General features: G+C 70.9%; 22 protein-coding genes. 13 read left to right on the top strand and 9 right to left on the bottom strand.

Annotated elements, in window-relative coordinates; all coding sequences use genetic code 11:
• Positions 1–12 precede the first annotated feature (12 nt).
• Positions 13–1,134, top strand: a complete 1,122-nt coding sequence (locus tag G8E01_RS08280; RefSeq protein WP_166318362.1) for an alkaline phosphatase family protein — start codon at positions 13–15, stop codon at positions 1,132–1,134.
• A gap of 3 nt (positions 1,135–1,137) precedes the next feature.
• On the opposite strand, the gene sepH is transcribed toward G8E01_RS08280, so the two are convergent.
• The gene (gene sepH / locus G8E01_RS08275; protein ID WP_166318359.1) at positions 1,138–2,109 is read right to left on the bottom strand and encodes a septation protein SepH; all 972 of its coding nucleotides are present in this window, start codon (positions 2,107–2,109) and stop codon (positions 1,138–1,140) included.
• A gap of 307 nt (positions 2,110–2,416) precedes the next feature.
• Between sepH and G8E01_RS08270 the strand changes: the two genes are divergently transcribed.
• Complete coding sequence (locus tag G8E01_RS08270; protein ID WP_166318356.1) at positions 2,417–2,707, top strand: DUF4193 domain-containing protein; 291 nt, start codon at positions 2,417–2,419, stop codon at positions 2,705–2,707.
• A gap of 5 nt (positions 2,708–2,712) precedes the next feature.
• Here the strand turns inward: G8E01_RS08270 and G8E01_RS08265 are convergent, their stop codons facing one another.
• A complete protein-coding gene (locus G8E01_RS08265) occupies positions 2,713–3,186 on the bottom strand; it encodes a DUF3093 domain-containing protein (RefSeq protein ID WP_166318353.1) in 474 nt (157 codons plus the stop codon).
• A gap of 12 nt (positions 3,187–3,198) precedes the next feature.
• Here G8E01_RS08265 and dut point away from each other — a divergent pair, with 12 nt between their 5' ends.
• The 5 genes from dut (at position 3,199) to dxs (ending at position 10,042) form a co-directional block, all read left to right on the top strand.
• Positions 3,199–3,675 carry a dUTP diphosphatase gene (dut, locus tag G8E01_RS08260; RefSeq protein ID WP_166318350.1) on the top strand — a complete coding sequence of 159 codons (477 nt, stop codon included), beginning with the start codon at positions 3,199–3,201 and terminating at the stop codon, positions 3,673–3,675.
• Entirely contained in the window at positions 3,668–4,261 is a 594-nt protein-coding gene (locus G8E01_RS08255) for a DUF3710 domain-containing protein (protein ID WP_166318347.1), read from the top strand. The genes dut and G8E01_RS08255 overlap by 8 nt, the downstream gene beginning before the upstream one ends.
• Positions 4,261–5,007, top strand: a complete 747-nt coding sequence (locus tag G8E01_RS08250) for a DUF3159 domain-containing protein (protein ID WP_166319812.1) — start codon at positions 4,261–4,263, stop codon at positions 5,005–5,007. The genes G8E01_RS08255 and G8E01_RS08250 overlap by 1 nt, the downstream gene beginning before the upstream one ends.
• Positions 5,008–5,185: 178 nt before the next feature.
• Positions 5,186–7,993, top strand: a complete 2,808-nt coding sequence (acnA, locus tag G8E01_RS08245) for an aconitate hydratase AcnA (RefSeq protein ID WP_338100772.1) — start codon at positions 5,186–5,188, stop codon at positions 7,991–7,993.
• 93 nt (positions 7,994–8,086) lie between these two features.
• Positions 8,087–10,042: a 1-deoxy-D-xylulose-5-phosphate synthase gene (dxs, locus tag G8E01_RS08240; RefSeq protein ID WP_166318342.1), complete on the top strand. Its 1,956-nt coding sequence runs from the start codon at positions 8,087–8,089 to the stop codon at positions 10,040–10,042.
• Between the two features lie 57 nt (positions 10,043–10,099).
• Here the strand turns inward: dxs and G8E01_RS08235 are convergent, their stop codons facing one another.
• The 4 genes from G8E01_RS08235 to G8E01_RS08220 form a co-directional block, all read right to left on the bottom strand.
• Positions 10,100–12,238 carry a 3-hydroxyacyl-CoA dehydrogenase NAD-binding domain-containing protein gene (locus tag G8E01_RS08235; protein ID WP_166319810.1) on the bottom strand — a complete coding sequence of 713 codons (2,139 nt, stop codon included), beginning with the start codon at positions 12,236–12,238 and terminating at the stop codon, positions 10,100–10,102.
• Between the two features lie 8 nt (positions 12,239–12,246).
• Complete coding sequence (locus G8E01_RS08230) at positions 12,247–13,458, bottom strand: acetyl-CoA C-acyltransferase (RefSeq protein ID WP_166318339.1); 1,212 nt, start codon at positions 13,456–13,458, stop codon at positions 12,247–12,249.
• A 77-nt stretch (positions 13,459–13,535) separates the two neighbouring features.
• Positions 13,536–14,786, bottom strand: coding sequence for an HRDC domain-containing protein (locus tag G8E01_RS08225; protein WP_166318336.1), 1,251 nt, complete (start codon positions 14,784–14,786; stop codon positions 13,536–13,538).
• A 24-nt stretch (positions 14,787–14,810) separates the two neighbouring features.
• Complete coding sequence (locus tag G8E01_RS08220) at positions 14,811–15,386, bottom strand: DUF3000 family protein (RefSeq protein ID WP_166318333.1); 576 nt, start codon at positions 15,384–15,386, stop codon at positions 14,811–14,813.
• Positions 15,387–15,408: 22 nt separating this feature from the next.
• On the opposite strand from G8E01_RS08220, the gene G8E01_RS08215 reads away from it, so the two are divergent.
• Complete coding sequence (locus G8E01_RS08215; RefSeq protein ID WP_166318329.1) at positions 15,409–16,608, top strand: alpha/beta fold hydrolase; 1,200 nt, start codon at positions 15,409–15,411, stop codon at positions 16,606–16,608.
• Here the strand turns inward: G8E01_RS08215 and G8E01_RS08210 are convergent.
• The gene (locus G8E01_RS08210; protein ID WP_166318326.1) at positions 16,605–17,048 is read right to left on the bottom strand and encodes a SufE family protein; all 444 of its coding nucleotides are present in this window, start codon (positions 17,046–17,048) and stop codon (positions 16,605–16,607) included. The two genes, G8E01_RS08215 and G8E01_RS08210, sit on opposite strands and share 4 nt — an antisense overlap.
• A 58-nt stretch (positions 17,049–17,106) precedes the next feature.
• Between G8E01_RS08210 and zapE the strand changes: the two genes are divergently transcribed.
• The 4 genes from zapE (at position 17,107) to G8E01_RS08190 (ending at position 20,626) form a co-directional block, all read left to right on the top strand.
• Positions 17,107–18,153, top strand: coding sequence for a cell division protein ZapE (zapE, locus tag G8E01_RS08205; protein ID WP_166318324.1), 1,047 nt, complete (start codon positions 17,107–17,109; stop codon positions 18,151–18,153).
• A gap of 208 nt (positions 18,154–18,361) precedes the next feature.
• Positions 18,362–19,606: an ammonium transporter gene (locus G8E01_RS08200; RefSeq protein ID WP_166318321.1), complete on the top strand. Its 1,245-nt coding sequence runs from the start codon at positions 18,362–18,364 to the stop codon at positions 19,604–19,606.
• A gap of 88 nt (positions 19,607–19,694) precedes the next feature.
• The gene (locus G8E01_RS08195; protein WP_166318318.1) at positions 19,695–20,183 is read left to right on the top strand and encodes a type II toxin-antitoxin system PemK/MazF family toxin; all 489 of its coding nucleotides are present in this window, start codon (positions 19,695–19,697) and stop codon (positions 20,181–20,183) included.
• A gap of 20 nt (positions 20,184–20,203) precedes the next feature.
• Positions 20,204–20,626: an A1S_2505 family phage non-structural protein gene (locus G8E01_RS08190; RefSeq protein ID WP_166318315.1), complete on the top strand. Its 423-nt coding sequence runs from the start codon at positions 20,204–20,206 to the stop codon at positions 20,624–20,626.
• Between the two features lie 4 nt (positions 20,627–20,630).
• Here G8E01_RS08190 and G8E01_RS08185 read toward each other — a convergent pair whose 3' ends face one another.
• On the bottom strand, positions 20,631–21,467 hold the full coding sequence (locus G8E01_RS08185; protein WP_166318312.1) for a hypothetical protein: 837 nt from the start codon (positions 21,465–21,467) through the stop codon (positions 20,631–20,633).
• 135 nt (positions 21,468–21,602) lie between these two features.
• Here G8E01_RS08185 and G8E01_RS08180 point away from each other — a divergent pair, with 135 nt between their 5' ends.
• A complete protein-coding gene (locus tag G8E01_RS08180; protein ID WP_166318309.1) occupies positions 21,603–22,232 on the top strand; it encodes a hypothetical protein in 630 nt (209 codons plus the stop codon).
• An 86-nt stretch (positions 22,233–22,318) separates the two neighbouring features.
• On the opposite strand, the gene G8E01_RS08175 is transcribed toward G8E01_RS08180, so the two are convergent.
• Entirely contained in the window at positions 22,319–24,187 is a 1,869-nt protein-coding gene (locus G8E01_RS08175; protein ID WP_166318306.1) for an alkyl/aryl-sulfatase, read from the bottom strand.
• Positions 24,188–24,283: the final 96 nt, after the last annotated feature.

The raw sequence follows: 24,283 nt of genomic DNA, 5'->3' as shown, positions 1-24,283 counted from the left end.
AGACTGGCCCGGATGCACTCGATCCTACCGGCGGGCCCCGAGCGGGCCCCCAGCCTCACCGGAGTGGCGCCCGAGATGATCCGCACGCTCTCGGGAGGCGGCACGTGGCTGGGCCCCGTGCGATCGGCCGTCCTCGTCGTGGTCGACGGGTTGGGGGCGATTCCCCTCCGCGCCCACCGGGCGCACGCGCGGCGCCTGGCCCAGGCCATGCCGCGCTCGCACGTGGCGCGCACCGTGTTCCCGTCGACGACGGCCGCGGCCCTGACGAGCATCCTCACGGGCGCCGTGCCCGGCATCCACGGACTCGTCGGGTACCGCGTGCTCGACCCCGACGCGGATCGCCTGGTCAATCAGCTCTCGGGCTTCGACTCGGGGCTCATCGATCCGCACGCGTGGCAACGAAGCGCCACGGTCTTCGAATCGGCGCCCGGGCCGCGCTACGCCGTCGGCATGAGCACGTACCGCGCAACTGGCCTGACCGCCGCGATCCTGCGCGGCGCCGAGTACGTCTCGGAGGATGATCTCGCGCAGCGCGTGCGCGTGGCGATCGCCCTCGCGAGCGCCGAACCCGGGGCGTTTGTCTACTGCTATGTCCCGGAGCTCGACCAGGCCGGACACCGATTCGGCGTCGACTCTCCCGAGTGGCGCGCGTCGCTCGAGGCGATCGATCAGGCGCTCGCGCCGCTGTTCGCGATGCCGCGCGAGGTCGGGGCGATCGTCACGGCGGACCACGGCATGGTGGACGTGCCGCGCCACCGGCACGTCCTGCTTCGCGCGGGCGACCGTCGCCTCGCCGGCGTCCGCCACATCGGCGGGGAGCCGCGCCTCCTCCACCTCTACGCGGAACCCGGGGCGGATCCGGCGGACATCGCGCGCGCGTGGGCCGAGGACTCGGGGCCCGCGGCCGACGTGTCTCTCGGATCGGCGGCGGTCGACGCGGGCCTGTTCGGCCCGGTCGCTCCGGGCGTGCGCGGGCGCATCGGCGACGTGCTCGTGGCCGCGCGCGGCGCGTGGGCGTTCTACGACGATCGTCTGGAGGACAAGCGCCCGCAGCGGATGATCGGCCAGCACGGGTCGACCACTCCGGAGGAGATGACCGTCCCTCTCATTCGCGCGGGCGGCTACGCCGACTGAGCCTCAGTCGTCCGTGCGTGCGCCGAAGACGATCTCGTCCCAGGACGGCATCGCGGGGCGGCCGCGACGACGGGTGCCGTCGTGCCCGGGCCCCGCCTCGGGCTCGGGGGCGTCCTCGTTCGCCTCGTCGCTCATCGGCTCCTCGGGCGCGGTATCGGTCGGCGGCGTCGCCGGCTGCCCGAGGACCGCCACCGGGCGCGCGTCGCGCAGCTCGTCGTCCTGGGGCGTGGGCGGCGCCTCGCGCTGACCGCGCCGCCGCCGCAGCGCCTCCAGGAGGTCGGCCGTGTCGGCGGTGGGCTGCTCCTCGGGCTCGGGAGCGGCTTGCTCCTCCTGGAACGCCTCGGCGTCGAAGGAGGACGCGTCCTTGCCCTCGACGACGTCGAGGGCGCGGAGGCGGGGGATAAGGCCCTCGGGCATGCGCCCCTGGCGGGAGAGCTGGGCCGCATCGTCGTTCGCGGGGGCGAGTGCGCTCCGGCGCGGCTCGTAGGACCAGCGCGCGTCGTGCTCGACGCCGGCGGACGCGAAGACGAGCTTGACGACCCAGCCGTCGTCTTCCTTCCAGCTCGTCCACCGCTCGCCCGTCGCCGCGAGCTCCGCAAGCTTCTGTCGGATCGCCGTCCCGAATGTGGGGTTCTCGTCCTGGTCGAGCTGGATCCCCGTCAGCACGGGCATCGCGAGCGCGCGCCCGACGATGTGCTCGCGCTCGGCCAGGACCGGCCCTTCGAAGAGGCGCACGCGCTCGACGGGGCAACTCAGGAGTTCGGCAACGTCCTCCGCGGCGAGGCCGCGCCGAATGTGCGCCTGGATCTCGCGGGGGCTCGGGCCGGCGTCGCGTGGCTTCGGATCGGCGGCGGTCTGAGCGCGGCGAATCTCGGAGCGCAACATGTCGTCGATGTCGAGAGTGAAGCGCTGTCCGTGTTCCGTGGCCAGGACGAGACGCTGTCCCTCGGTGCCCACGATGGTCAGGTGTTCCATCCTGCTCCTCTCCGCCTGCGCGCCCCGCGCGGGGACGACCGGAGCAATGGTGTCACGACCCGGCGCCGAATCCGGGAATAGCGCGCGCGTGGCGCGCGTTTGTCGCGGTGAGGGATCCGGCGCGCCCCGCGATCGCGTTCATTTGCGATTATCGCGCGACTCGTGCAAACTATGGCCGCCGCGGACGCGACGCCCGATCATCGTCCCATCCTATCGACGCAGATCGACGCGCCCGGCCCTCCCGCTCGCGCCTGGCGCGACGCGGACGCTCCACCCCACAGACCACGAAAGAAGTGACGCGCCCACGATGGCTACCGATTACGACGCACCGCGTAAGAACGAGGACGAAGGCAACGAGTCGATCGAGGCCCTGAAGGCCGCGCGCTCGACGCAGACCACCTCGATCGAGAGCGAGGACTCCGACAATCCCAGCTTCGTGCTGGGTGGCAACGACCTCTCGAACGTCGAGCTCGACGTGGTCGTGCTTCCCCCGCAGCAGGACGAGTTCACCTGCATGAGCTGCTTCCTCGTGAAGCACCGTTCGCAGCTGGACCACGCCGAGGCCGTCGGGCCGATCTGCACCGACTGCGCGGCCTGACCCGGTCAGACTCCCCGCGCACGCCGGATCGCCGCTGCCAGGCGATCCGGCGTTCGCGTCGAGAGGGTCCAGGTCCGCACCGGGTCGTCGGGGTCGGTGATCGGCACGATCACGACGCCGCCGATCCCGCCGCGGAGGAGATACCACCCGCGCGGATCCAGACCGGCTCCGCGTGCGTGAGCCGCGTCGGATCCCGTCAGGGCGATGGGCTCTCCCAGGAACGCCAGATCGATGTGCGCGCGACCGGCGCGCAGTTCCCCGCCCTCGACGCGCACGACGGGCGCCGCCCAGATCAGCGCGGCGACGAGCAACACCGCGGTGGCGATTCCGAGCGCGAGCGCGGCGATCGCGCTGTACTGCACGAACACGAGCGCGACCATTGGCGCCACGATCGCGGCTCCCGCGAGGACCTTCAGGGACGGCGTGAGGCGCTCGCGGTACGAGCGCGGCGCGCGGGGGGCGGGGGAAAAGATCTGCATTACCCTCGATGCGTGAGTGATTGTGTAGACGTCCCCATTGTCGCATCCGAGATCCCCCGCTACGCCCATTCGGGCGACGCCGGGGCAGACCTCGTGGCGGCGGAGGGGCTCACGCTCGCCCCGGGCTCGCGTGCGCTCGTGTCGACGGGTGTGCGGATCGCCGTGCCCGACGGCTACGCCGCGTTTGTCATGCCGCGGAGCGGGCTCGCCGCTCGCCACGGCGTCACGGTGGTCAACGCGCCTGGCGTGGTCGACGCGGGCTACCGCGGCGAGGTCAAGGTGGCACTGATCAACACCGATCGCGACGCGCCCTACGACATCGCGGTGGGCGACCGGATCGCGCAGCTGGTCGTCATGCCCGTCGCGCGCGCCACCTTCCACCCCGTGCACGACCTCGACGGCTCCTCGCGCGGTGTCGGCGGTTTCGGATCCTCCGGCTACGCCACGCGCGCACACGACACGACAGAGAAGACGACACCCCATGACTGATTCCCCCGCGGAGCTTCCCTCCGCACGCAAGTCGGCCCCCGAGGACCGCCCGCAGGCGGGCCCCTTCGACGAGTCGGAGGCGAACCCGGTTCGTCCCTACATCGATCTCGGCGGGATCAAGATCCTCCCGCGCGAGGGTCTCAACCTGCGCCTCGAGGTCGAGGAGAAGACCCAGCGCATCGTCGCGGTCGGGCTCGACTACGCCGACTCCACCCTGCAGGTGCAGCCGTTCGCCGCACCGCGTTCGGCCGGCCTCTGGCACGAGACCCGAGACCAGATTCGCGCGCAGGTGTCCCAGCAGGGCGGGCGCGTCGAGGAGCGCGAGGGCGCCCTCGGGCCGGAGCTTCTCGCCGAGGTCCCCGTGAGCCCGGCGGAGGGATCCGGGCGTCGCCTGGCGCGCTTCGTCGGCGTAGATGGACCGCGCTGGTTCCTGCGCGGCGTGATCGGCGGGAAGGCCGCGAGCGACCCGGAGGCGGCGGCCGAGGTTGAGGACCTGTTCCGCTCGATCGTCGTGGTCCGTGGCGGATCACCCATGCCGCCGCGCGACCTGATCCCGCTCTCGATGCCGTCGACCCCCGGTTCGTGATGCGCCAGGCGGAGCCGGAGCGGCCCGAGGACGAGCACGCGGCGCCGTCCGCGATCAGCGCGGCGCTCGGCGGGGCGGCGCGCCGCGCGGGCCTGGATCCGGCGACGTCCGCGTCGACCGGCCACGTCGTGTGGGCGGCCATGGGAGGCGTGCGGGGCATATTCGAGTCGGTTGTGCCGCTCGTGGTGTTCCTCGTCAGCCTCACGGTGTGGCGCGACCAGCTCTGGCTCGCCGTCGGGTGCTCCGTGGGTGCGGCGGCCGTGTTCACCGTCATTCGGCTCGCGCAGCGGCAGCCGCCCTCCGCCGCGCTCGGCGGCCTTATCGCCGTCGGCGTCGCGGGCGCGCTCGTTCTCTTCACGGGCCGCGCCGAGGACAACTTCATCCCCGGCTTCGTGACGAACATCCTCTACGGATCCGCGTTCCTCATCTCCGCGCTCGCGCGCTGGTCGCTCATCGGCCTCGCGGTGGGATTCCTCATGGACGAGGGCACGGCCTGGCGGCGCGATCGCCGCAAGCGGCGGGCGTTCCGGTGGCTCGCGATCATGTGGGCGGCGCTGTTCTTCGGTCGCTTCGCCGTGCAGTTCCCGATGTGGCTCGCGGGCGTCGATGTCCAGACGCTCGGCATGGTGAAGCTCGTGATGGGTATTCCGCTGTTCGCGCCGCTCGTCGCGGTCACCTGGCTGTCCGTTCGCGCGCTGTACCCGCGCGGCGGGGGAGGCGCGCGCGCCGACACGCCCACCTCCTGAGGCGGCCGGACGGATTCGGTCCGTCGTGTACGATTTATCTTGACATCAAGATAAATTGCGCCGACGGGCCCGAACCGTCTCCCCGCGCTCCCGTGTTAGGACGGCCTTGGTAGCCGTGCGCGCGAGGGGGGAGCAATATGGGAGGCGCAATGCCGCGGTCGACCAGGAGGAGACAACCGTGTCCACGGTGAACAGCTTCGGTGCCAAGAGCACCCTGAAGGTCGGGAATACCGACTACGAGATCTACCGCATTGACGCGGTCGAGGGCTACGAGAAGCTTCCGTACAGCCTCAAGGTTCTCCTCGAGAACCTCCTGCGCACGGAGGACGGCGCGAACGTCACGGATGGGCAGATCCGTGCGCTCGGCTCCTGGGACGCCCAGGCGGATCCCGACACGGAGATCCAGTTCACGCCCGCCCGCGTCGTGATGCAGGACTTCACGGGCGTTCCTTGCATCGTCGACCTGGCGACCATGCGTGAGGCCGTCGCGACTCTCGGCGGCGACCCCAACAAGATCAACCCGCTCGCGCCCGCCGAGATGGTCATCGACCACTCGGTGATCGCGGACCTCTTCGGCCGCGCCGACGCCTTCGAGCGCAACACGGAGATCGAGTACGAGCGCAACGGCGAGCGCTACCAGTTCCTGCGCTGGGGCCAGACGGCGTTCGATGACTTCAAGGTCGTCCCGCCCGGAACGGGCATCGTCCACCAGGTCAACATCGAGTATCTGGCGCGCACGACCTTTACGCGCGAGGTGGGCGGCGCGCTGCAGGCCTACCCCGACACCTGCGTCGGCACCGACTCGCACACGACGATGGTCAACGGCCTCGGCGTGCTCGGGTGGGGCGTGGGCGGCATCGAGGCTGAGGCCGCGATGCTCGGTCAGCCGGTTTCGATGCTGATCCCCAAGGTGGTGGGCTTCAAGCTCACGGGGGAGATCCCGATGGGCGTGACCGCGACCGACGTCGTGCTCACGATTACCGACATGCTCCGCCAGCACGGCGTCGTCGGCAAGTTCGTCGAGTTCTACGGCGAGGGCGTGGCCCAGGTTCCGCTCGCGAACCGCGCCACGATCGGCAACATGAGCCCCGAGTTCGGGTCGACCGCCGCCATGTTCCCCGTCGACGACGTCACGATCGACTACCTGCGCCTGACCGGCCGCAGCGACGAGCAGCTCGCTCTCGTCGAGGCGTATGCCAAGGAGCAGCACATGTGGCACGACCCGTCGGTCGAGCCCACGTTCAGCGAGTACCTCGAGCTCGACCTCTCGACGGTCGTTCCCTCGATCGCCGGCCCGAAGCGGCCGCAGGACCGTATCGAGCTCACCCACGCGAAGGAGCAGTTCGGCGTGGACCTCGCGAACTACGCGGCCGCGCCGACGAACGTCGACGAGGCGGTCGCCGAGTCGTTCCCCGCCTCCGACGCCCCCGCGCTGACCCCCGAGAGCGACGAGGAGCGCGTCGAGCACGTGCCGTTCGTGGCCTCGGCCCCGGCGAACATCTCCAAGCCGAGCAAGGTGTCGGGCCCGAGCGGTGACTACACGCTCGACCACGGCGCGGTGACCATCGCGGCCATCACCTCGTGCACGAACACGTCGAACCCCTCGGTGATGCTTGCGGCGGGTCTGCTGGCGCGCAACGCGGCGCAGAAGGGGCTGACCTCCAAGCCCTGGGTGAAGACCACGATGGCGCCCGGCTCCAAGGTGGTCACGGACTACTACGAGAAGGCCGGCCTCAACGAGGATCTCGAGGCCCTCGGCTTCTACACCGTCGGCTACGGCTGCACCACCTGCATCGGCAACTCGGGTCCGCTGATTGACGAGGTCTCGCAGGCGATCAACGACAACGATCTCGCCGTGACCGCGGTGCTCTCGGGCAACCGCAACTTCGAGGGGCGCATTAACCCCGACGTCAAGATGAACTACCTCGCGTCGCCGCCGCTCGTCATCGCCTACGCGCTGGCCGGATCGATGAACTTCGACTTCGACAACGACGCGCTCGGCACGGATCAGGACGGCAACGAGGTGTTCCTCAAGGACATCTGGCCGTCGGCCGACGAGGTGCAGGCGACGATCGATTCGTCGATCAACACCGAGATGTTCGACCGCCAGTACGCCGGCGTCTTCGAGGGCGACGAGCGCTGGAAGAGCCTGCCCACGCCGACCGGCTCCACGTTTGAGTGGGCGGAGGAGTCGACGTACGTGCGGAAGCCGCCGTACTTCGACGGCATGACGCTGGACCTCACGCCGGTGGCAGACATCGAGGGCGCACGCGTGCTCGCGAAGCTCGGCGACTCGGTCACGACCGACCACATCTCGCCGGCCGGCGCGATCAAGGCCGACAGCCCCGCGGGCCAGTACCTCACCGAGCACGGAATCGACCGCAAGGACTTCAACTCGTACGGGTCCCGTCGCGGCAACCACGAGGTCATGATCCGCGGCACCTTCGCGAACATCCGCCTCAAGAACCAGCTCCTCGACGGCGTCGAGGGCGGGTTCACGCGCGACTTCACGCAGGAGGGCGGCCCGCAGTCGTTCATCTACGACGCGGCCCAGAACTACGCCCGCGAGGAGACGCCGCTCGTCATCCTTGGCGGCAAGGAGTACGGATCCGGCTCCTCGCGCGACTGGGCGGCGAAGGGCACGAGCCTCCTGGGCGTGAAGGCGGTCATCACGGAGAGCTTCGAGCGCATCCACCGCTCGAACCTCATCGGCATGGGCGTCGTGCCGCTGCAGTTCCCCGAGGGGCAGTCGATCGAGTCGCTCGGGCTCGACGGCACCGAGGTGTTCTCGATCGCGGGCCTCGCGCAGCTGAACGAGGGCGTCACGCCGAAGACCGTGCGCGTGACGGCGCAGCCGAGCGAGCACTCGCCCGCGGGCAAGCAGACGATCGAGTTCGACGCGGTCGTGCGCATCGACACCCCCGGCGAGGCGGACTACTACCGCAACGGCGGCATCCTGCAGTACGTGCTGCGGAGCCTCGTCTAAGCCGAACCCGCGTTGCGCCGCGGCCGGGCCCCGAAAGGGCGCCCGGCCGCGGCGTTTGCTGTATCTCCCAGTGCGAACGCGTAGTGTCGAGGCATGAGTCTGCTGGATGGGATCGACGGCCCGGACGACCTCGCGCGCCTGTCTCCGCGCGAGCTGCGCGACCTCGCCGCCGAGGTGCGCACCTTTCTGATCGAGAACGTGGCGCGCACCGGCGGGCACCTCGGCCCCAACCTCGGCGTCGTCGAGCTGACGATCGCGTTGCATCGCGTGTTCGACTCCCCGTCGGATCCCATCGTGTGGGATACGGGGCACCAGTCGTACGTGCACAAGCTGCTCACGGGCCGCAAGGACTTCGCCGGCCTGCGAACGCGCGATGGCCTCGCCGGGTACCCGCAGCGCGCGGAGAGCCCGCACGACGTCGTCGAGTCGTCCCACGCCTCGAGCTCTCTCAGCTGGGCCGACGGCATCTCGCGCGCGTTCTCGCGCACGGGCCGCGGCGATCGGCATGTCGTGGCCGTCGTCGGCGACGGCGCGCTCACGGGCGGGATGACGTGGGAGGCGCTCAACAACATCACCGACGACAACGACCGGAACCTCGTCATCGTCGTCAACGACAACGGCCGCTCGTACGCGCCCACGATCGGCGGCATGGCGCGGTACCTCAACCGCGTGCGCACCGCGGCGACATACCGCGACCTCGACGCGAAGTCCGGCAAGCTCGCGCGGCGGCTCGGCAAGGCGGGGCGCGCGCTGTATCGTGGCGTCCGCGGGGGCACGCACGGATTCCTGTCGCGGCTGACGAACAACTCCGCGCTCTACGCGCAGCTCGACATCAAATACCTCGGGCCCGTTGATGGGCACGACATCCCGACGCTCATCGAGACGCTCGAGCTCGCGAAGTCGTACAGCGCGCCCGTGATCGTGCACGCCATCACCGAGAAGGGGCGCGGATACGACCCGGCCCGCCTCGACGAGGCCGACCAGTTCCACGCGGTGGGCAAGATCGATCCGATCACGGGGGAGGCGCTGGGCTCCAGCGGCGTCGGGTGGACCGACGTGTTCGCGGAGCGCCTCGTCGAGATCGGCGAGCGCCGTGATGACGTCATCGCCATGACGGCCGCCATGCTGCGCCCCACGGGGCTCGCGCCGTTCGCCGAGCGCTACCCCGAGCGCGTGTACGACGTGGGCATCGCCGAGCAGCACGCCGTCGCGTCCGCGGCGGGCCTCGCGTACGGGGGCCTGCACCCCGTCGTGGCGCTGTACTCAACGTTTGTCAACCGCGCCTTCGATCAGGTCCTCATGGACGTAGCGCTCCACGGCGCGGGGGTGACGTTCGTCCTCGATCGCTCGGGCGTGACGGGGCCCGACGGCCCGAGCCACCACGGCATGTGGGACCTGGCGTTGCTCCACATCGTTCCCCACGTGCGGATCGCGGCCCCACGCGACGCCGAGCGGCTGCGCGAGGCTCTGGACGAGGCCGTCGCCGTCGCGGACGCGCCGACGGTCGTGCGCTTTCCGAAGGGCGAGGTGCCCGAGTCGATCCCGGCCCTGGAGCGCACCGCCGACGGCGTCGACGTGCTCGCGCGGGACGGCGCGGAGGACGTGCTCCTCGTCGGCATCGGCCCGTTCGCGCACCTCGCGCTGGACGTGGCCGCGCGCCTGCGCGCGCAGGGGATCGGCGCGACGGTCGTCGACCCCCGCTGGGCCGTCCCGGTGGCCTCCTCACTCGTCGACCTCGCCGCCCGCCACCGCCTGGTCATCACGATCGAGGACGGGATCCGCGTCGGCGGCATCGGCACGCGGATCCGCCAGGTGCTCCGCGAGGCCGGCGTCGACACCGCCGTCGACGAGCTGGGCCTGCCCGACGCGTTCATCGACCACGCCTCGCGCGACCAGATCCTCGAGGACGCGGGCCTCACGCCCGCGCGGATCGCCCAGGACGTCGTGGCGCAGGTCCTGGGCACGCGCGTCCCCGTCGCCCGCCAGGACGTCCGCTCGCGCGACCCGCGTGTGGAGGCGCCGTCGCAGCAGGGGCGCTCGGGCCGGTAGCGCGCACGTGCGAGGGGGCGGGAACCGCAACCGGTTCCTGCCCCCTCGCGCGATGCCTCAGTCGCGCAGCCCGCGGATCGGGGGCGTGTGGAATGTGCCCCCGGCCGCGCGATCCGATGCCCCGGTCCGGTCCAGGTAGGGGGTCGCGCCCCCGTCGATGAAGGGCCAGCCGGCCCCGAGGATGAGGGCGAGGTCGATGTCCTGCACCTCCGGGACGACCCCCTCGTCGAGCATGATCCGAATCTCGCGCGCCAGCTCGTCCTGCACGCGGCGGAGGATCTCCTCGGCCGGCGCGGGTGTCGACGCGGTGCGCACCATCTGCCGGGCGGCCTTCGACCAGCCCGTCACGCGGCCCTTCCGGTCGCGCTCCAGCGGATCCGTCACGTCGGCGAGGCGGTGCAGGTTCTCGGACGCATGGAACCGGTCGGGGAAGTGCCGGGCCATCGTGTCCTGCACGTGCGCCGCGACCTTCCATCCGACGAGGTCGATGAGCTCGAACGGACCCATGGGAAGCCCGAGCGGGGCGAAGGCACCCTCCACCTCCGACAGCGGCGTGCCCTCGTCGACGGCGCGCGCCGCCTCGCCCATGACCTTGGCGAGGAGCCGGTTGACGATGAAGCCCGGGCGGTCGGCGGATCCGATCGCGTTCTTCTTCAGCGCCTTCGCCGTCACGAACGCGGTCGAGAGCGCGGCCGGGCTGGTGTCGGGCGTGTGCACGATCTCGACGAGCGGCATCACGGCGACCGGGTTGAAGAAGTGGAAGCCCACGAGACGCTCGGGATGCGCGAGCACGCTCCCGATCTCTTGCACGGACAGCGACGAGGTGTTCGTCGCAAGAATCGCCTCGGGGTCGAGGTGGCGCTCGACGTCGCGGAAGACCTGCTGCTTGACCGTCGTCTCCTCGAACACGGCCTCGATGACGAAGTCGCACCCCGCGAAGTCCGCCGTATCCACCGTGCCGGAGATGAGCGAGCGGAGGCGATTGGCGGTGTCCTCGTCGAGCCGTCCCTTCGCCTGGAGCGCGCCGATCTCCTCGCGGATGCCTGCGAGCCCGCGCTCCACCCGCTCGGCGGAGACGTCCGTGATGATTACGGGGACCTGGAGGCGCCGCAGGAAGAGGAGGGCGAACTGGCTCGCCATGAGACCCGCGCCGATGACGCCGACGCGCGTGACCGGCCGCGCGAGCGCGGCGTCCGGAGCGCCCACGGGGCGCTTGGCGCGCTTCTGCACGAGGTCGAACGCGTACATCGAGGCGGCGAATTGATCGCCCGTGATGAGGTCGGCGAGTGCCTCGTCCTCTCGCTGGAACCCCTCCTGGGTCGTGCCCTTCGCGGCTTTCTCGAGCAGCTCGAGCGCGCGATACGGGGAGCGGGGGACGAGCCCGATGCGCTGCTCCAGCGTCGAGCGCGCGACGCGGATCGCGATCGGCCACTTCGTCGCGCGCTCGATGCGGCCGGGCGCGTGCGGGCGCTCCACGACGATCTCGCCGCCGAGGACGCCGTCGGCCCAGGCCAGCGAATCCTCGAGGAAGCGGGCGGGGGAGAAGATGGCGTCGAACATCCCCATGTCCGCAGCCTGCTGCGGCTTCAGCGTGCGGTTCTGCTTCAAGGGGTTGGAGACGACGACCTCGAGCGCGTTTTCGATCCCGATGAGGTTCGGCAGGAGCGTCGACCCGCCCCAGCCCGGAATAATCCCGAGGAAGACCTCGGGGAGTCCGATGGCCGCGGCGGACGCGTCGATCGTGCGATACGTCGCGTTCAGGGCGATCTCGACGCCACCGCCGAGCGCCAGCCCATTGACGAACGCGAAGGTCGGGACGGGCAGCGCCCCGAGCTGGCCGAGCACCTGGTGTCCGCGCTGCGCGATCCGGAGCGCGTTCTCGGGGTCTGTCAGCGCCTGGATCTGCGAGAGATCGGCTCCGGCCGCGAAGATGTACGGCTTGCCCGTGATGCCGACCGCGTCGATCTCGCCGCGCTCCGCCCGCTCGCGGAGCCCGCCGAGCGTGTCGTGCAGCTCGCGCAGGGTGAGCGGCCCGATCGTATTCGGGCGCTTGTGGTCGAGGCCGTTGTGGAGCGTGATGAGGGCGAGCGTGCGGCCGCTGGCGAGCGGAACGTCACGCACCAGGGCGTGCGTAATGACCTCGTCCGCCGAGGCGGCCTCCAGGCCGGAAAAGTCGATCGCGTCGTAGTCGGTCATCTCGCCGGTCACTTCCTCTTCGCCTTCTTGCCGGTGTAGTGAGGGTTCTCCCACACCACGCTTCCGCCCTGTCCCAGCCCCACGCACATCGCCGTCAGGCCATAGCGAACGTCGGGGCGCAGCGCGAACTGCGCCGCGAGCTGGATCATGAGGCGCACGCCGCTCGCCGCGAGCGGGTGACCGAGGGCGATCGCGCCGCCCCACGGATTGACGCGCGGGTCGTCGTCCGCGATGCCGAAGTGGTCCAGGAAGCTCAGCACCTGCACGGCGAAGGCCTCGTTGAGCTCGAACAGGCCGATGTCATCGATCGTGAGGCCCGCCTTCGCGAGGGCCTTTTCGGTCGAGGGGATCGGCCCGATGCCCATGACCTCGGGCTGCACACCGCTGAAGCCGAACGACACCATCTTCATCTTGGGGCGCAGGCCGAGCTCCTTGACGGCATCCGCGCCGGCGAGGAGGCTCACGGTGGCGCCGTCCGTCAGGGGCGAGGAGGTCCCCGCCGTGACCCGGCCGTGCGGGCGGAACGGCGTCTTCAGGCCCGCCAGGTCGGCCATGGTCGTGCCGGGGCGACGCCCCTCGTCCACCGTGGCGAGGCCCTGCGCGCCGGCCGCGTCCGTCACGGCGACCGGGATGAGGTCGGGTTGGATGTGGCCGACGTCGTAGGCGGCCTGGACCTTCTGCTGGCTCTGCATGCCGAACCGATCGGCGCGCTCCTTCGTGAGCTGCGGGAACCGGTCGTGCAGCCGTTCTGCCGTCACGCCCATGTTGAGGGCCTGCGGATCCACGAGCCGCTCGGCGACGAACCGCGGGTTCGGGTCTGCGTTCGAGCCGATGGGGTGGCGCCCCATGTGCTCCACACCGCCCGCGATCGCGAGGTCGTACATGCCGTACCCGATCGAGGCGCCCATCGTCGTCACGGCCGTCATCGCCCCGGCGCACATGCGCTCGATGGCGAGCCCGGGCACGGACTGCGGCAGCCCGGCCAGCATCGCCGCGGTGCGTCCCAGGGTGAGCCCCTGGTCGCCGGTCTGCGAGGTCGCCGAGATCGCGACGTCGTCGATGCGATCGGGCGGCACCTGCGCGTTGCGCTCCATGAGCCCGATGAGGGCTCCCACGACCAGGTCATCCGCGCGAGTGTGCGCGTACATGCCCTTCTCGCCGGCGCGCCCGAACGGGGTGCGTACGCCGTCGACGAAATAGACATCCGTCAGCTGGGCCACTTTGCCTCCTGAAGTTTGGTGTGCGTCGCCAGCCTATGGCGTTCCCACATCCCGGAGGCGAAGTGGTTGGGGTGTTCCTACGAACCCGCCTCCGACGCGTCCGTTTCGGCTTGCGCCGCTCGCACAAAGGCGCGTGCGATGACCGGGGCGGCCTGCGCCACCTGCCATGGCCGCGCTCCCAGCGCCGCGAGCGCGGCAGCGATCGCCTCAGCGGAGGCCGCTTGCGGCGGCTCCCACGCGACGCGGCGCAGGAGCTCGGGGGTGAGGAGGTTTTCCGTCGGGATCGACAGGAACTCGGCGTGGGCCTCGACGGCCGGGCGAGCGGTCTTGAGGCGCGCGTCCGCCTCGGGGCGCCGCCCCGCCCACGCTTTGACGGGCGGAAGTGCGTCGCTCGGGACCCGCTCCGCCGGAAGATCGGTCGTGGTCCGCCCCTCCTCGAAGGCCGCCCACCACACGGCCAGATCGGTGCGGCTCGCCCGCCCCGTGAACGCCTTCACGCCGGAGAGCGCGCCCTGCGACGACGGCTGCGCGGCGACAGCCGCGAGAAGGGAGCGGTCGGGGAAGAGGCGTCCCGGCGCCACGTCCCGCTCCCGCGCGACCCGATCCCGCGCGAGCCACAGCGCGCGCGCGATCGCGAGGTTGCGGCGCCCACGCAGGCGGGAGACGCCCGTGACGCGGCGCCACGGCTCGGCGGGCAGCGGCTTCGGGGCCCGGGTGCGGACCTCCTCGAACTCTTCCTCGGCCCACTCGCGCTTGCCGGTCGCGTCGAGCTCCTCGGCCACGATGTCGCGCACGTCCACGAGGTGTTCCACGTCGAGCGCGGCGTACTCCAGCCAGTCCTGCGGCAGGGGCCTGGTCGACCAGTCGGCGGCCGAGTGCTCCTTCTTCAGGACGATCCCGAGCGTGCGTTCGACGACGGCGCCCAGGCCCACCCGCGGCCACCCGAGGAGCCTGGCCGACAGCTCCGTGTCGAAGATGGTGGGAGGCATGAGCCCTAGCTCGTTCAGCGACGGCAGGTCCTGGCTCGCGGCATGAAACACCCACTCGGCGTCCCCGATGGCCCGCTGCAGCGGCGACATGTCGCCGATCGCGGGCGGGTCAAACAGGAAGACGCCCGCCCCGCGCCGAAAGACCTGGACGAGGTACGCCTTGGCGCTGTAGCGGAACCCGGAGGCACGCTCCACGTCCACGGCGACCGGGCCCGTGCCGGACTGCAGAGCGGCGCACGCGGCCTCCAGGCCGGCGACGGTGTCGATGACGCGATAGGCGATGACTGTTCTCCTCGATCGGGCGGTGCGCCTTTGGGCGCTCCGAGTGCTCGGTCCCATCTTCTCAGGACCGCCGCCGCGCGATTATCCGCGGCGGGGGCCCGGGTGCAGGAGCGCGATTCCTTCGGATCCGGGCGGGAGACCCGCAAGCATGCAGACGAACTCCGCCCAAGCGTCGAGGTGCGCCGGCGTGGGCACGACGGGGCTCCAGGAGGCGCGGACCTCGATCTGGGCGCCATCCCCGTCGGCGGCGAGGGAACCAAATCCCCGTGACACGGTCTTCGTCGCCGTGCCCGAACGCTGCCGGTGATCGGCGCCGTGCGCCTGGAGCGCATCGCCGAGCCAGGACCACGCGACGTCCGCGAGGAGCGGATCCGTGCCGATCTCGGTCTCGAGCGGCGCCTGGGCAAAGGCGACGATGCGCCACGGGCCGCCCCAGCCCGGGGGCTCGTCAGGGTCGTGCAGGAGGACGAACCGCCCGGTACCGCCGGAGGAATCGCCGTGAGAGTCCGGCCGGACGTCCGCCGCGAAGGCGATCGCCTCGGGGGCTATGCCGCGCGGCGCGGGGATCTCCGCGACGCTCAGGTCGGCCCGAAACCGTACACGGCGAAGGGACTCCGCGGCGGCGGCGAATGCGCCGCCCGTCTCGTCCTCGTCCACGCGCTCAGACTAGGGTGGGAACGTGGTCAGGGGATCCAGGCACGCCGCGCCGCCACGAGCGCGCGCGCTCGAGGCGCTGAGCATCGCGGCAGCGGGCGCGTTCGGCATCGTCGTCGGCGGCACCGCGGCCGCATTCGCGATCGCGCGGAAGGCCGTCACACCGCTCACGCGCCGCATCGCGGACACGGAGGTCCTCTCGATCGACCGGGGCGCGCAGACGATCACCCTCGGTCGGACACCCGACACGGTGCTCCCCGGGCGATACGGGTTGTTCGTCAACGGCTCTCGCACGTACCTCCAGCTGGGAGCCGTTCTGACGTCCACGCCGACGTCGGTGACGCGAAAGCTCTTGACGCACGTCGCGGAAGGGGACGAGATCGGTCGCGACGCGACGTTCAGCGGCTGGTACTTCACGGTGCCGGAGCAGCTCCACCTCCCGTACGCGGACGTCGTGGTCGACGCGCCCGTCGGCGCGTGCCCCGCGTGGCTGTTCCCCGCGGAGGGCGGGTCGGACACCTGGGTGATCGCCGTGCACGGCCGCGGTACGACGCGCTCCGAGGTGTTGCGCGCCGTGCCGGTCTACCGGGCGGCCGGCCTCACGACGCTCGCGGTGTCGTACCGCAATGACTCCGAGGCGCCGCGCTCCGGATCGGGTCGTTACGGCCTCGGGGCCACCGAATGGCGCGACATCGATGCCGCCATTCGGTTCGCGCTCGCGCGCGGCGCGGAGCGCGTCGTGCTCATGGGGTGGTCGATGGGGGGCGCGATCGTCCTGCAAACCGTCCTGAACTCCCCGCGCGCCGATCGCGTCGCGGGGGTCATCCTCGACTCGCCCGTCGTGGACTGGCGGCTCGTCCTCGACTATCAGGCGCGCGCGCTCCGGCTCCCCGTTCCCCTCACGCACATCGCGCTTCGCCAACTCACCCTGCCCTCGTGGTCGCGGGTCGTGCGATCGGGGAACGCGATCTCCCTCAACGATCTCGACGTCGTGCGCCGCGCCCCCGAGCTGACTCACCCCATCCTCCTGCTGCACAGCGACGACGACGGATTCGTCCCCTCCGGCGCCTCGCGGGCGCTCGCCGACGCGCGGCCCGACCTCGTCGAGCTCGTCTCCTACGAAGAGGCCCGCCACACCAAGCTGTGGAACTTCGACGAGCAGGGTTGGTCCGCGCACATCGCGGACTGGCTGTCGGCCCGCGGTCTCTCGCGGCCGACGGGCTAGGAGCCGAACGCCGCGCGAACCTGTCGCTGGGTGCGCGTGAGCAGCCCCGTCATCCCCGCCAGTCGGAGCGGCGATACCACCCGGTCGAGTCCCAGGGTGCGCGGAAAACCCGCGGGAATCGCCAGCACGTCGGCGGGGCTCGCGCCCGCGACGCCCTGCGCCAGCAGGCTCGCGAAGCCGCGGGTCGTCGGCGCGGATGCGGGCGCGACGGCGTGCAGGATGACGGCTCCCGCGCGATCCGTCTCCACCGCGATGAACACGGGCGACTGGCACTCGGAAACGCGCTCGAGCGCCGCCGGGTCATCGCGGATCCGGGCCGGCACCTTGGGAAGCTCCTCGCCGATCTCGACGAGGAGCGCCAGGCGGTCGGGCTCCTCAAGCGCGAGGAGCTCGTCGCGCAACTCGGCGAGCGCGAGGGGAACGGTGGACGGGGTGGTCATCGCCCCCACGATACGGGGGAGCGAACGCCCGGCGCGCGCCCCGACTATCCTGGGACGGATGACTCCCGCCCCCGCCGCCACGATCGTTCACCTCGCCGAGCGCGACCCGCAGCTCACGGGCGAGGAGATGCTCGCGAGCCTGACACCCCCTCCCCAGTTCGAGGGCGCGACGTTCGAGACGTACCGGGCGGATCCGGCCCATCCGTCTCAGCAGGAATCGAAGGAGCTCCTGCAGCGATTCGCGGCGGGCCAGATCGCCGCGCCGCGCGCGGGCCTGTTCGGCTTCGGACGCAAGAAGCGCCAGCCGGCGGACGAGCCGATGCTCCCGGGGGTGTACCTCGACGGGGGGTTCGGCGTCGGCAAGACCCACCTCCTCGCGGCGATCTATCACGCCGTTCCGGCCCGGCGGAAGCTCTTCGGCTCGTTCATCGAGTACACCGCCCTCGTCGGCGCCCTGGGCTACCAGAACACGGTCGACCTGCTCCGTGGAACGGCGCTCATTTGCATCGATGAGTTCGAGCTCGACGACCCGGGCGACACCATGGTCATGACCCGCCTGCTGGGCGAGCTGGTGCGCACAGGGACCCGGCTCGCGGCCACGAGCAACACCCCACCGAACGCGCTCGGCGAGGGGCGCTTCGCCGCGCAGGACTTTCTCCGCGAGATTCAGTCGATGTCGTCGAGCTTTCAGACGATCCGCATCGATGGCGTCGACTACCGCCAGCGCTCGCTCGAGGAGGGCGCGAAGGCCGAGTCGGAGGCCGACTACGCCGCCGCCCTCGCCTCGGCCTCGCACGGCGGCACGGCATCGGACGACTCCTTTGCGGGGCTCGTCGCGCATCTGGCGCGCGTGCACCCGTCGCGGTACATCCGCCTCATCGAGGGCGTCGAGGCCATCGGGCTGCGCGACGTGCGCACCCTGACGGACCAGTCGGAAGCGCTCCGGTTCGTGGCCTTCGTCGACCGCGTCTACGACGCGCAGCTCCCGCTGGTCGCGACCGGCGTGCCCCTGGATCGCGTGTTCGCGGAGGAGATGCTGGGCGGCGGTTACCGCAAGAAGTACCTGCGCGCCATCTCGCGCCTGGTCGCGTCGACGCACGCCTGACGTACGCCACCTTCATGCGGGACGCATTCCCGCCATTCAGGTCGACGAAACACAGGGTTTACACGAGGGCGGATCCCGCAACCTGTTCGTAACGCGCCGCGGTCGTCGGGCGAAATCCTGCCCGGACACCATGGGGACATCCGGTCGAGCGCACCACATCGACCCGAGCTCACCGGGTTCCCTCGTTACCCGAACCGTTAGGAATCCCATGGATAGCGGCAACCTCGCGTGGCTGATGATCGCCACCGCGCTCGTGCTCTTCATGACGCCCGGCGTCGCCTTCTTCTACGGCGGCCTCGTCAAGGCGAAGAGCGTCGTCAGCATGATGATGATGAGTTTCGGCGCCCTCGGCCTCGTGGCCGTGCTCTGGGTGCTCTACGGCGCCAGCATGAGCGCCGTCGGCAGCACCTGGGGCTTCGCCGGCAACCCCTTCGGCGACTTCGCCCTGTCGAACACGATCGCCGATGACCCGACCGGGGAGGCGACGATCGGCATCGCCTTCGGCGCCACCTTCGCGATCATCACGGTCGCGCTGATCTCCGGCGCCATTGCCGACCGCGCCAAGTTCGGCGCCTGGATGGTCTTCGCCGGTGTGTGGGCCACCCTCGTGTACTTCCCCGTCGCCGCCTGGGTCTGGGGCGGTGGCTGGATCTTCAACCTCGGCAGCACGATGTTCCCGGACGCCGGCGTCGAGGTCATTGACTGGGCCGGTGGAACCGCCGTCCACATCAACGCAGGTGCCGCGGCGCTCGCCCTCGCGCTCGTCCTCGGCAAGCGCGTCGGCTTCCAGAAGGGCATACAAAAGCCCCACAACGTCCCGCTCGTCATGCTCGGCGCGTCGATCCTGTGGTTCGGCTGGTTCGGCTTCAACGCGGGCCTCACCTTCGCGCCGCTCGGCGAGGAGGGCAACCTCCAGACCGGCCTGATCATCGTCAACACCCTCGTCTGCCCGGCTGCGGCGATCCTCGGCTGGATCATCGTGGAGAAGCTGAAGGACGGTAAGGCCACGTCGATCGGTGCCGCTTCGGGCGCCGTCGCCGGTCTCGTTGCCATCACCCCGGCCTGCGCGAACCTCGAGCCGATCTGGGCGATCGTCCTCGGCATCGTCACCGGCGCGCTCTGCGCCCTCGCGATCGAGCTCAAGTGGAAGCTGGGCTACGACGACTCGCTCGACGTGGTTGGCGTCCACCTCGTCGGTGGCCTCATCGGAACGATCTACCTGGGCTTCTTCGCGATGGACACCGGCCTGTTCACGGGCGGCGGCGTGGAGCAGCTCGTCATCCAGGTGATCTCCGCGGTCGCCGTGCTCCTCTACTCGTTCGTCGTCGCGGCGATCCTCGGCTTCGTCATCCAGAAGACCGTCGGCTTCCGCATCAAGAACGAGGACGAGCTCGCCGGCGTCGACACCGCGGTGCACGGCGAAGAGGGCTACGCGCTCACCGAGCAGCGCTAACCCACACCCTCACTCACAGCACCCTTCGGGGCGTCGCCTGCACAAGGCGGCGCCCCGAAGGCGTTGTGCGGGCCCCTAGGCTGATCACATGGCGAATTCCTCCCTCCTCCGGTCGCTTGTTCGCGGGGCGCGCGCGCTCTTCCGCCGGGGTCGTGGGCGCACGACGGAGGTGGATCCGCGCCGCGTGCGGGGCCTGCGGCTCGCGTACGCGCCGCGGGCGGACGGGCGCGCGGACGCGGGCGAGATCGTGTGGACCTGGGTCCCGTACGCCGAGAACGACGGCCGCGGGAAGGACCGCCCCGTCCTGGTGATCGCGCGCGCGGGAGGCGACGCGGTGTATGCCGTCAAGCTCACGAGCCGCGACCGGGACGGCAACCGCGAATTCGTTCCCGTCGGATCCGGAGGATGGGACGCTCGCGGCCGGGCGTCGTGGGTCGACGTCGATCAGCTGTACCGCGTGCCCGATTCCGCGGTGCGCCGGGAGGCGGCGGCGCTCGATCTCGACCGGTTCGTCCTCGTGGCGCGGGAGCTTCAGCGCCGCTACGGGTGGAGCGCGACCGCGGGGCGCGGCCGGTAGGCCCGGGGGAAGGGATACGCATGGACATCTTTTCGGCGATGCTGGCGCGGCTCGACACCGAGGCGCGCGATCGCCTCATGCGCGCCATGCGCACCCCCGCGGTCGTGTCCGGGCTCGAGCCCCACGAGATCCTCGTCTACGGCGCCGGGGAGGACGGCCGCGCGGCCGTCATCGCGCGCGAGCGCTTCGGGGCGGACCCCGAGGTCCTCGCCGGGCGGACGGGCCGCGCGTACGCCCTCGACGCCGGCCACGGCTGGTACGCCCTCGCTGAGAGCGTGCGCGGGCTCCTCGCCCAGGCACGGCGGGAGCCGTCCACCGTCTTTCTGCTTACCCCCGTGGGGCTGGGGGAGCACGCGCCCGGGAGCATCGCGGCGATGTTCGCCCACGCCCCGGCGAACATCGTGCTCCCGGCGCTCTACGCCGACGCCCTCGGGCGCCGCTGAGGGCTCATGTCCCCGGCGTGAACCGGAGCTCCACGGGCTCATCGAGCGCGCTGGGCACCGTGAACTCGAGGTGACTCCCATCGGCGCGCTCCAGCAATGCGTGGTACCAGGTTTCCTGCGACTCGTCGGAGACCAGGTCCCACTCCGCCAGGGAGGAGGGCCACGTTCGAAGTGGTTCGCGCTGCTCGTACCCGATTCCTGCGAGGTACGCCACGGTCGAGATGTCGGCGGTGTTGGTGGAGTACTCGGTGGACCAGTTCTGCACGTATATCCCGTCCATGTCGGGGAGTGGCGCATCGAATTCGTCGGGGAGCTCGCGCGGCTCCGGGGAGCCCATGTTGAGGCCGTTTTCCCAGTACGCCCGCGTGGCCAGGCCGTAGGTGTAGCCCCAGACGCCGTCGTTCACGACGACACGGCGGTCGTAGTCGATCATTCTCGCATCGTCCACTTCGCCCAGCACGACGCCGTCATGCTCAAACACTGACGGTTCCTCGCCGAATTCGTCGCCCACTCCTTCAAGCCACGCACGCACATCCGATCCCGCCGCCGCGCGTGCGGGCCAGAGGACGGTGCTCCGCACATCGCCGAAACTGTCGACTGCGACCCGCGCGTTGACGATATCGCCCGGAGGAACCGGGGCGTCCCAGGTACTCGGGATCCCCTCGCTGTTGGTGGGGAAGGGGAACGCGTCCGGTGATGTCGTGGGCGTCGGGCTGGGAGACGGAGCGGCGGGAGGTGTCGACGTCGCGGCCGCGGGTTGCGGTGTCTCGCCCGACGAAGTGGCGCAGCCCGCAAGCCCGAGAATGACGACGACGGCAGACGCGAGGAAGAAGTTGCGCATGCTCCGACGCTATCGCCCGCGCCCCGCGCCGCGGGCGCGGCGCCGCTCACGATTCGGCAACGGGTTGCGGCGCCGCTCACCCGTGGAGGGTGAGCGGCGCGGCGGGCGCCCGAGCGGGCGCCGGAAGATGTGCCTATGACAGAAGAGACCGCCGCGCGGCGACCCTCCGCCAGCCGCGTGACGGAGATTGCGATCGTCCTCACGCTCTCGATCACCGCGGTGTTAACGGCGTGGTGCGGGTTCGAGGCGTCCAAGTGGGGAGGCGAGATGTCGATCGCCTTCAGCGAAGCCTCCAGCGCGCGGATCCAGGCGTCGGCGGCCGAGTCGCGGGCCGCCGCCGCGCGCCAGTACGACCTGAGCATCTACACGGAGTGGGTGCGCGCCACGGCGGAGGACGACGAGGCGCTGGCGGACTACGTCGAGGACCGATTCTCGCCGGAGCTCGCCACGGCCTTCGCCGCCTGGGACGCCGCGGGCCGGGCCGAGAACGGACCGCTGGTGGTGGCGGAGTACGTCCCGCCGGGGTCCGCCGAGGCCGAATCGCTCTCCGCGCGCGCGGACGAGCGGTTCGCCGACGCGCTGGAGAACAACCAACGCGGCGACAACTACTCGCTGCTCACGGTCCTCTTCGCGCTCGTGCTGTTCTTCGCGGCCCTGTCGCAGGCGCAGCGCGTGGTCTGGCGGCAGCGCACGTTCCTCGCCAGCGCGCTGGTCCTCGCGGCTATCGGCCTCGCGTGGCTCGCGACGTTCCCGATCAAGATCTAGGGCTGGGCCGGCCCGGCGGGCCGAGACAAAGGGAGGCCGGTCCGCGGATGTTCGCGGGCCGGCCCCCCTTTTGTCACGTCGCCGCGTTACGGCGTCACGATCGCGAAGGCGTCGTCGCCCGGGTCCAGGACGCTCACCAGCTCGCGAAGGACGGAGGCGTCGCCGACGACGTCAAGCCCCTCCGAATCCACGTCGCCGCCCACGAGCGCCAGGAAGCGTCCCTTGGTCACGGACACCTCAAGCTCCGCGTCGCCACGCCCGTCCTCGAGGTACACGAGGACACCGTGGCGGATCGACACGCGGAACGCGCGGTCGAGATCCGTGAAGGTGATGCGCATCGTCACGTCCATGTGCCACGCGCGCGGTGCGTCGATGCGGATCGCGATGGAGTCCAGGAGCTGCTCGGGGGAGAGCTGGGCGAGCATCGTGACGGCGTTGGTCTTCGTCGGCGTGCCGAAGATCTCGCCGCGCAGCTCGGCCGCTCCCGAGAGGAAGAAGTTTCGCCAGGTGCCGTTCTCGGATCCGTATCCGAGCTGCTCGAGGGTGTCGGCGTACTGGGCGCGTCCGGCCGCGTGGTGCTCGTCGACGAACACGACGTGGTCGAGGAGCGTCGCGGCCCAGCGGTAGTCGCCCCCGTCGAACGCGGCCTGGGCGAGCTCGACCGTGCGGTCGAGGCCGCCGAGCGCGTCGACGTACCGCGTCGCGAGCGCTGCGGGCGGGTGCGGCCACAGCCGCGCCGGGTTCCCGTCGAACCAGCCGAGATAGCGCTGGACGATCGCCTTGACGTTGTGATTGACGGATCCGTAATAGCCGCGCGCGTGCCAGGCGTTCTCGAGCGCCGGGGGCAGGACAAACGATTCCGCCGCCTCGGCGGCCGTCATGCCGCGGTTGATGAGGCGAAGGGTCTGGTCGTGGAGGTAGGCGTAGAGGTCGCGCTGCAGCGAAAGGAACGCGACGATCTCCTCGGCGCCCCAGGTCGGCCAGTGATGCGAGGCGAACACGACGTCCGTGCGGTCGCCGAAGATCTCGATCGCCTCGGTGAGGTAGTGCGACCAGCCGCGCGGGTCGCGAACCTCGGCACCCCGCAGGGTGAGGAGGTTGTGGAGGGTGTGCGTCGCGTTCTCGGCCATGCACAGCGCCCGGAAGCGCGGGAAGTAGAAGTGCATCTCGGCGGGCGCCTCGGTGCCGGGCGCCATCTGGAACTCAATCTCCACGCCGTCGATCGTGAGGGTCTCGCCCGTCTCGGAGATCAGCGTCGTCGGGCGGATCAGGCCCGCCGCGCCCGTCGACGTCGTCTGGCCGAGCCCCGCGCCGACCTGGCCGCGCGGACCGCGATCGAGCGCCGCGCCGTACATGTACCCCGCGCGCCGGCCCATGGCCGTGCCCGCGTAGACGTTCTCCGATACCGCGTGCTCGAGGAACCCCTCCGGCGCGACCACGTCGACCTCGCCGGCGTCCACGGCCGCCTGGGTGGTGATCCCGAAGATTCCGCCGAAGTGATCGATGTGGCTGTGCGTGTGGACGACGGCGCGCACGGGGCGCTCACCGCGATGCTCCGCGTAGAGCGCGAGCGCCGCGGCCGCCGCCTCGGCCGAGATGAGCGGGTCGATCACGATCACCCCGGTGTCACCCTCGACGATCGTCATGTTCGCCAGGTCGAAGCCGCGGACCTGGTAGATGCCCTCGACGACCTCGAAGAGCCCCGCCATCGCGACGAGCTGCGACTGGCGCCAGAGGCTCGGGTGAACGGTGTCCGGCGCCTCGTCCCGGAGGAAGCTGTAGCTCCCCGCGTCCCAGACGGGGGCGCCCTGGGCGTTCAGGATCGTCGCGTCGTCGGCGCTCACAACGAGCCCGCGTCGCGCGTTGACGAAATCTCGCTCATCGGAGAACGGCAACGTGCGCCGGGCCTCCTCCTGCTGCGCGCGAATTTTGGCCGATGCGGGCTGAGCTTCCATGGTGTGACTCCCGTTCGTTGTGCGAAACATTCGCCTCCCTACGATCGCGCGCGGCGCGCGGCGGCGGTTCCCCCGCTCATCCCTTGAGGGTGAGGT

The organism is Microbacterium excoecariae (genome assembly GCF_011326725.1).
Classification (GTDB): domain Bacteria; phylum Actinomycetota; class Actinomycetes; order Actinomycetales; family Microbacteriaceae; genus Microbacterium; species Microbacterium excoecariae.
Note: the sequence above shows the minus strand (reverse complement) of the source record. Positions and strands in the feature narration are given on the sequence as shown.